Raw genomic sequence first — 7,067 nt, 5'->3', positions numbered from 1 at the left:
TGGCCGGCCACCGTTCCCGGCCCCGGTTTCACCCGGATGGGTGGTTTGAGTTGTCCGCGTGCGGGTCGCGTGCGGAGGTGCCGGGTTCGGCCGTTGGCGGGGTTGCGCCGTTCGGATCAAGGACTACGCTGCGAAGTGCGGTTACAGCAGCACTCCGTCCCCCGATTTGCCAGCGACCGAGCGGGTCGGTCGAGTACCACCCGCTCGTCACGTCATCTGCGAATGAGGCGTGGAAAAGATGTTAGTCGTCCAGCCCCCAGCGACGGCGATCCCCGTAGCGCCGCCGAAGCGCGAACAGTTCGACATCCAGGTGATCCGCCCGTACTTCGGCGCGGTCATGGTCCGCATCCGCGGCGCTCTCGACGCGGACAGCGCGCCCCAGGTGCGCTCGGCGCTCAGCACCTGGGCCCACCGCCGGTTCCCGGTTCTGGTGCTGGACCTGTCCGGGGTCGACTTCCTCGACGGGGCGGGTCTCGCGGCCCTGGGCGGCATCCAGGCGCGGGTGGCCCGCGAGAACGCGACCCTGCGCATCGTCACCGGGGACAACCGGGTGGTGCGGCGGGCGTTGTCGGCCAGCGGGCTCGATCACGCGCTGAACGTCAGCCGCCTGCCGTCCGGGTGGGAACGCGCGACGGAGATCCCCGGCCAGAGCTGACCGCGGTCACCGGGACGTGGCGGGTGCGCGCAGCCCGGAGATCGTCTCCCGCAGTGCTTCGTCGGTCGGTGTCGGCTCGATGCCGAACGCCGCCGTCGCGGCCGACGAGTCGAGGACGAACGGTCGTCGCAGCTGGTACTCCATCTCCACCATTTCCCGCGCGATCGGGTTGAAGAGCCCGCCGAGGCGCAGCACGAGGCCGGGCATCGTCGTGACGCGGGCCGCCGGTGCCCCCGCCAGCTCCGCGGCGCGCTCGGCGAGCCGGCGCAGGGACACCGCCGGCGCCGTCGGCACGTGCCACGCCCGGCCCCAGGCCCGCTCGTCGGCCGCGGCCGCGACCAGGGTGCGGGCGACGTCGCCGACGTGGGTCCAGCTGTGCGGGGCGTCCAGGTCGGCGGGCGCCGAGGCGCGCCGGCCGGCCAGCACCTTCGGCAGCACCAAGGCGGTGAACGACGACAGCGCGCCCGCGCCGAGGTAATCGGACCCGCGGACCTCGGTCGTGCGGAGCCGGCCGGCTTCGTGCGCGGCCAGTGCGTCGGCCCACAGCTTCGCCCGCACCTCGCCCTTCACCGAGTTGGGCCGCATCGGCAGCTGTTCGGTGATCGGGCCGTCGACGGCGCCGTAGCCGTAGAGGTTGCCGGTCGTGGCGAGCAGAGCGCCGCTCGTCTCGGCGGCCTGCAGGAGCGCGGCGCCGAGCGGGGGCCAGTCGGTGGCCCAGCGGTGGTACGCGGGTCCTCCGCAGCTGTACAGCGCGACCGCGCCCTCGGCGTGCCGGGCGAGGGCGGCGGGGTCGGTGGCATCGGCGGCGACCAGCCGGACACCGTCGATCACCGGTCCGCCGCCGCTGCGGCTGAGCAGGCGGACCTCTTCGCCGCGGGAAGCGAGCAGGCGAGCCGTGGCCGCGCCGACCGGGCCGGCTCCGACGATGACGTGCAGGGACATGAAGACCACCTTTTCCACCCAGGCGAGAACAGTGTTCTCGGATAAGAACACCGTACTGCGCGCGAGCGGCCCGGTCAAGAACACTGTTCTCGTCGAGTTCGGGTGTTCTCGGAAGTGTGCGAGACTGGGGTGGTGTCCGCCTCGTCGTTGCGCGCCCGGGTCCGCTCGGAGATGCACCAGGAGATCAAGGAAGCCGCCCGGCGCCGTCTGGCCGAAGAGGGGGCGAACCTGTCCCTGCGCGCCGTGGCGCGGGACATGGACATCGTCCCTTCGGCGCTGTACCGGTACTTCCCCAGCCGGGACGCCCTGCTGACCGCGTTGATCATCGACGCGTACGAGGGGCTGGGCGCGGCCGCGGAAGCCGCCGAAGCGGCGGTCCCGCGGGACGACCTGCGCGGCCGGTGGCTGGCCGTGTGCCGCGCGGTGCGGGACTGGGCGCTCGCGCACCCGGCCGAATACGGGCTGCTCTACGGGAATCCGGTGCCCGGCTACGCCGCCCCGCCGGAAACCGTGGCTCCCGCGTCGAAGGTGATCCTCCTGCTCGTCGCCGTCGTCGGCGCCGCCCCGGGGGAGCCGGGCACATCGCGGCCGCTGCCCGCGCCCGTCCGCACCGACCTGCGGCGGCTGATCGACGGCCAGGCCACGGACCTGCCGGAGGAGTGCCTGGACCGGGTGCTGTTCGCCTGGACGCACCTGTTCGGCCAGCTCAACTTCGAGGTCTTCCACCGGCTCGACGACATGATCGCGGCCCGCGCCGAGTACTTCGAGCACCACATGGCCCTGCTGGCCGACCTCGCCGGCCTGCCCTGACATCGTGCGGGTCCGGGTGGCGGCGCCCCGGATGTCACTGACCCGCGCTCAAGGCCGGTCGAGCGGGGCCAGCTCGCCGAACGGCCGCCGCAGGCGTACCTCCTGGCCGGACAGGTCCACGTCCTCCCAGGCCACGAACCGGCTGTGGCGGTGCAGCCAGCGGATCAGCGCCACCAGCGGCGCCGGTCCTCGCTGATCGTGGCGCTGGTAGCCGAACAGCCGGACCCGCGTGCGCCCGACGATCAGCCCGCGCACCACCAGTTCCGGCAGGCCGTTCGCGCCCGGCGTCGCTTCCGCGCGGATCTCCCGGATCGCGCCGAGGTCGCGGCCGGCCGCATCGCGGACCCGGCGGCCGATCAGCTCACCGGCTCGCACGGCCCGCTCCCGGGATCCGGCCGATGACGCGGCGGCGCAGCCAGTCCTCCGACGGGCTGTCGGTGGCGTGGGCGATCGCCGTCGTCACCACGATCGTCGGCTCCACGCGGCGGATGGCGTTCAGCGGGATGCGTTGCGGTGCCTGGGCGCGGAACCCGCGGCCGATGTGGTGCAGGAGCTTGCCGATCGGGCCGCCCACGCGGTCGGCGAGCGCCTCCGGGCCGACGAGCAGCGCGTCGACGACGTACGTCCCGCCCTCGGCGCGGAGCTCGAGGTCGTCGACCTTGCCGACCACGGTGCCGTCTTCGCCGATGATCTGGCGGTCGAGCAGCGTGTCGCCGAGGTCGATGCGGCCGATGTCGGTCCACGGGGTCATTGGCCTGCTCCGGTGAAGATCATCAGGGGGATCGCCACCAGGGCCGCGACGGCGATGATGACGAGCATGGCGAACCCGACGATGTTGCTGAAGTGGCCGTTCGCGTGCCGGCCGAGGTACTCGCGGTCGTTGGCGACGATGAGCACCGGCAGGTAGGTCAGCGGCAGCGCCACCGCGGAGAAGATCAGCGAGATCTCGGTCAGGCCGACCGGGTCGAGACCCGTCTGCACCACCAGCACCGCGACCAGCAGGCCGGCGCCGACGGTCAGGTGGAACCGGGCGGCGTTGCGCGGCGCGCGGCGCTTGCCCCAGTCCCAGCCGAAGTACTGCGCCAGCATGTAGCCCGAGGACAGCCCGGTCTCCAGTGCCGCGCCGAACGTGGCGGCGAAGATGCCGATCAGGACGATCACCAGGCCGGCGGTCCCCAGCGCGAGCGTCACCGGCAGCACGATCTGGCTGACCTGGCCGACGTCGACCCCGGCCGGGAAGAGCACCGTCGCGGCGCACGCCATCACGGCGATGGCCAGCAGGCCGCCGAGGGGGAACCCGAGCAGGACGTTGGCGCGCTGCACGGACAGGTCCTTGACCGTCCAGCCCTCTTCGACGCCGCCGGAGGAGAAGAAGAACACCTCGTACGGCGTCATCGCCGACGCGAACAGCGCCACCGCGTGGTAGGCGTAGGTCGGCAGCGCCTGGTCGGGCGGCGGGGCGAGCCCGGCGGCCTGCGCGCCGAGCGACGACCAGTCGGGGTGCAGGAAGAACACCGCGACGGCGAACACGCCGATCGCGAGCCCGCCGAGGCCGAACCCGGTCTCCATCCGTTCGAAGCCGACCCGCCACACCACCAGCCAGATGAGCACGCCGATCGGCAGCACCCAGACCAGCCGGTCGACCCCGGAGGCCAGTTCGATGACGATCGCGACGCCGCCGATCTCCGCGCACACCGTCAGCAGCGTGATCAGGAACGAGCCGGCGAGGTTGAGCAGCGCCATCCGCGGGCCGAGGCGTTCGCGGATCAGGTCGAACACCGGACGCCCCGAGACCGCCACGATCCGCCCGGACATGTCGGCGTAGACGCAGATCCCGAGTACGCCCAGCGCGGTCACCCAGACCATCGCCATCCCGTAGCGGGCGCCGACGACACCGCTTTCGACGAGGTCGCCGATGTCGACGAAGCCGCCGACCGCGGTCAGGATGCCGAGGGTGACGGCGAGGAACTTCTTGCTCACGAGGTCACGCCCCAGCGGGCGAGCTCGCCGATGAGGCCCTGCAGTTCGGCGTCGATCCGGTCGAGCCCGTCGTCGGTGCCGTCGCCGAGGCCGTCGTCGAGCCGGTGGGCCACCGCGACGGCGCGGTCGGTGATCGACGCCAGGGCCGCGCGGGCGCGGTCGTCGGTCAGCTTGCCGACGTCCTGGCCGGCGGCGCCGAGTTCGTCGGCAGCGTCGCGGACGGTGACCGACAGGCTGGGCACGGGCGGCACCCGGTCGCGGTCGGCGGTCACCACGAGCCGCAGGAGTTCGAGCTGGCCGCGGATTTCCCGCCCGGCGTGCACGGTGTCGGCCCGGGGATCGGCGCCGCAGGCCGCCGTCAGTGCCGCGACCGCGACGACGGCCGCCGCGCAGAGCCGGGTTCGCCACAGCGCAGTCACGGGACGGGTGTACCCGCTCGCGCCGCGGACAAACGCCGGGATGCTCCACGGTGGACAGACGGGTGATTGAACCGCGCCGAAGGCGGGAAACTGTGGGCCATGCCGAGCGAAATGTCCTGTCGATCCGGGGACGGACCGGACGAAAACGACCTTCCGGTCACCCGGCCGGCGTGGCCGACCACGGCGCTCAGCGCGGTGGCGCAGGGCGGCCTGCTGTGGGTCCTGGTGGCCGGGGTGCTGGCCTGGCGGCCGGGTCCCCGGCGCCGGGCGGCGGGCCGCGGGCTCGTGGCGGGTGGGGCCGGGATGGCGGTCGGGCACGGCGTGAAGGCCGTGGTGCGCCGCCCGCGGCCGGCGGCGCAGGACCTCCCGGCCCACCGCGCGCTGGTCGAGCAGCCGAAGTCTTCGGCGTTCCCGTCCACGCACGCGACGACGGCGGCCGCCTTCACGGTCGCCGTCGCGCTCACCGCGCCGGCGACGGGAGCGGCGATCGCGCCGCTGGCGGCGGCCGTCTGCTACAGCAGGCTCCGCACCCGGGCGCACTGGCCGACCGACGTGTACGGCGGCCTCGCGATCGGCGCCGTCGTGGGTGGCCTCGTGCACCGGCGGCTCAGACGCGGAAGTACGCCCGGAAGGTAGTCCCGTCGTCGCCGGTGTGCAGGCGGACGAGATCGGCGACGTGGTTGACGAGCAGCAGCCCGCGGCCGCGCGGCTGGTACGGGGTCGCGGGGCGGCGGCCGGCGAGGGGATCGGTGAGCCGGCCGTGGTCGTGGACCTCGCAGACGAACTCGCCGTCGCCGCCCCAGAACCGGACGGTGCCCGACCCGCTGCCGTGTTCGACGCTGTTGGACAGCAGTTCGGTGACGACGACCTCGACGTCGGCGACCCGGTCCTCGTCCAGCCCGCAGGCGGCCGCGCGGACGTGGGCCAGCGCGCGGGCCGCCGCCAGGTCGGTGGTGCCCGCCAGCTCGAAGGCCCCGTCCGGCACGGGCAGCGGCCGGTTGTACCGGGCGATCAGGGCGAGCGGGTCGTAGGCGGGGCTGGTGCGGCGCCCGGTGCTGTCGAGCAGGACCGGGTGCGTGACCTCGGCGTCGGCGAGGACGTCCGGGGCGAGCGCGTCGGCGTCGTAGGGGCAGAGGATGGTCCCGTCCCGGCCGGTGAAGGCCAGGTTGATGAGGGCTTCGTGCTGGGCGCAGGCGGGGTATTCGACGGCGGAGCGCGCGGCCCAGATCGGCTCGCCGATGATGCGCACCGGCCGGCCGGGGTGGCTGTCGGCGAAGGCGCGCAGCACACCGGGGATGATCCGCCCGGGGTTGCGCCCGGCCTCGGTCATGTCCAGCAGCCGGACCCGCCCGGCGTCGGCACCGAGCTCCCGCCGCAGCAGTTCGAGGTTGTCGCCGGGTACCGCGACGGCCACCGGCTCGTCCGCGGCGAGACCGCCCCAGACGAACGGCACCGTGCCGGCCAGGTATTCGGCCGCCCCGCGGTAGAACAACGCGGGGTGCCCGAACGCGCCGGTTCCTGTCTCCGCGGTTGCGCTCAAGCCGCCTCTCCTTCCGCCGGGGCATCACCAGTATGCGTGAACCCCGTCCCCGGGTCGGGTGACCCCCGGTCACTGGGCGCTACAGTGGCGACCTTCGCTTCGACCTGGGGGGTCAGCTTGCCGGAGACACGCCGGATCACGGTGTCCGACGCGGCCGCGCTGGTGGGCGGCCTCGTGTCCGGGGCGATCGGGGCGTACGCGTACTACAGCCCGGTGCTGCGGCCGCTCGCGCACGCGTTCACGCTCTGGATAGCCCTCCTGGCCGCGGTGGTCCCGGGCGCTCGCGACGGCCGGGCGATCGCCCGCGCGGTCCTCGCCCTGGAGGCGGCGGTGGTGGCGTTCTACTACGGCAAGGACGTCATGTACGGCATCAAGTACCCTGGGATGCCGTATTCGGTGAGCCTCGAGCAGCTGGGGCTGTGGTGCGTCCTGGCGGCGGTGGCGGGCGTGGCGGCGGGGCTGGTGTTCGGCCCGATCGGCCGCGAAGACGTGCGCGGCACGGTGAGCACGGCGCTGGCGGCGGGGCTGCTGATCGGCGAGGTGGTGCGGCGCTCCGGCCGTGCCGACGGGGTGGTGTTCACGGTGGCGACGCTGCTGGCGCTCGGATTGGTGCTGGGGCGGGGGATCCGGTCGCGTCCGCAGGCGGTGCGGGTGGTGGGGTGGACGGTGCCGATGGCGCCGGCCGGGTTCCTGCTGGTGTCGGGGCCGGACGTGCTGGAGC

General features: G+C 73.7%; 9 protein-coding genes and 1 pseudogene. 4 read left to right on the top strand and 6 right to left on the bottom strand.

The annotated features are described in order from the left end of the window. Positions 1–238: 238 nt before the first annotated feature. Complete coding sequence (locus CCN39_RS06105) at positions 239–655, top strand: STAS domain-containing protein (protein WP_086839206.1); 417 nt, start codon at positions 239–241, stop codon at positions 653–655. Positions 656–661: 6 nt separating this feature from the next. Here the strand turns inward: CCN39_RS06105 and CCN39_RS06100 are convergent, their stop codons facing one another. After that, entirely contained in the window at positions 662–1,597 is a 936-nt protein-coding gene (locus tag CCN39_RS06100) for an NAD-dependent epimerase/dehydratase family protein (protein ID WP_086839204.1), read from the bottom strand. A gap of 129 nt (positions 1,598–1,726) precedes the next feature. On the opposite strand from CCN39_RS06100, the gene CCN39_RS06095 reads away from it, so the two are divergent. Then, positions 1,727–2,407, top strand: coding sequence for a TetR/AcrR family transcriptional regulator (locus CCN39_RS06095; RefSeq protein ID WP_086839199.1), 681 nt, complete (start codon positions 1,727–1,729; stop codon positions 2,405–2,407). Positions 2,408–2,455: 48 nt separating this feature from the next. Here the strand turns inward: CCN39_RS06095 and CCN39_RS06090 are convergent, their stop codons facing one another. The 4 genes from CCN39_RS06090 to CCN39_RS06075 are packed head-to-tail and all read right to left on the bottom strand — an operon-like array spanning position 2,456 to position 4,806. Beyond that, on the bottom strand, positions 2,456–2,782 hold the full coding sequence (locus CCN39_RS06090) for a hypothetical protein (protein ID WP_086839197.1): 327 nt from the start codon (positions 2,780–2,782) through the stop codon (positions 2,456–2,458). After that, positions 2,769–3,158, bottom strand: a complete 390-nt coding sequence (locus tag CCN39_RS06085) for a PRC-barrel domain-containing protein (RefSeq protein ID WP_086839195.1) — start codon at positions 3,156–3,158, stop codon at positions 2,769–2,771. The genes CCN39_RS06090 and CCN39_RS06085 overlap by 14 nt, the downstream gene beginning before the upstream one ends. Beyond that, complete coding sequence (locus tag CCN39_RS06080) at positions 3,155–4,387, bottom strand: NRAMP family divalent metal transporter (RefSeq protein ID WP_086839193.1); 1,233 nt, start codon at positions 4,385–4,387, stop codon at positions 3,155–3,157. The genes CCN39_RS06085 and CCN39_RS06080 overlap by 4 nt, the downstream gene beginning before the upstream one ends. Further along, entirely contained in the window at positions 4,384–4,806 is a 423-nt protein-coding gene (locus tag CCN39_RS06075) for a hypothetical protein (protein ID WP_244210637.1), read from the bottom strand. Before CCN39_RS06075 ends, CCN39_RS06080 begins: the two co-directional genes overlap by 4 nt. A 99-nt stretch (positions 4,807–4,905) precedes the next feature. Between CCN39_RS06075 and CCN39_RS06070 the strand changes: the two genes are divergently transcribed. Beyond that, positions 4,906–5,442, top strand: coding sequence for a phosphatase PAP2 family protein (locus CCN39_RS06070; RefSeq protein WP_244210636.1), 537 nt, complete (start codon positions 4,906–4,908; stop codon positions 5,440–5,442). Here the strand turns inward: CCN39_RS06070 and CCN39_RS06065 are convergent. Next, positions 5,414–6,346 (bottom strand): sensor histidine kinase, encoded by a 933-nt coding sequence (locus CCN39_RS06065; RefSeq protein ID WP_086839191.1) that lies wholly within the window; start codon positions 6,344–6,346, stop codon positions 5,414–5,416. The two genes, CCN39_RS06070 and CCN39_RS06065, sit on opposite strands and share 29 nt — an antisense overlap. A gap of 117 nt (positions 6,347–6,463) precedes the next feature. Here CCN39_RS06065 and CCN39_RS06060 point away from each other — a divergent pair. After that, a pseudogene (locus CCN39_RS06060) lies at positions 6,464–7,067 on the top strand (hypothetical protein); the annotation flags it as partial.

It is taken from the genome of Amycolatopsis kentuckyensis (assembly GCF_002155975.1).
Lineage (GTDB): Bacteria > Actinomycetota > Actinomycetes > Mycobacteriales > Pseudonocardiaceae > Amycolatopsis > Amycolatopsis kentuckyensis.
The sequence above is the reverse complement of the archived record's forward strand: the minus strand, read 5'-3'. Positions and strand labels throughout refer to the sequence as shown.

Bases quoted from the DNA above. Each gene is read 5' to 3' on its own strand.
- CCN39_RS06105 (WP_086839206.1), top strand. From the start codon at position 239: ATGTTAGTCGTCCAGCCCCCAGCGACGGCGATCCCCGTAGCGCCGCCG.
- CCN39_RS06100 (WP_086839204.1), bottom strand. From the start codon at position 1,597: ATGTCCCTGCACGTCATCGTCGGAGCCGGCCCGGTCGGCGCGGCCACG.
- CCN39_RS06085 (WP_086839195.1), bottom strand. From the start codon at position 3,158: ATGACCCCGTGGACCGACATCGGCCGCATCGACCTCGGCGACACGCTG.
- CCN39_RS06070 (WP_244210636.1), top strand. From the start codon at position 4,906: ATGCCGAGCGAAATGTCCTGTCGATCCGGGGACGGACCGGACGAAAAC.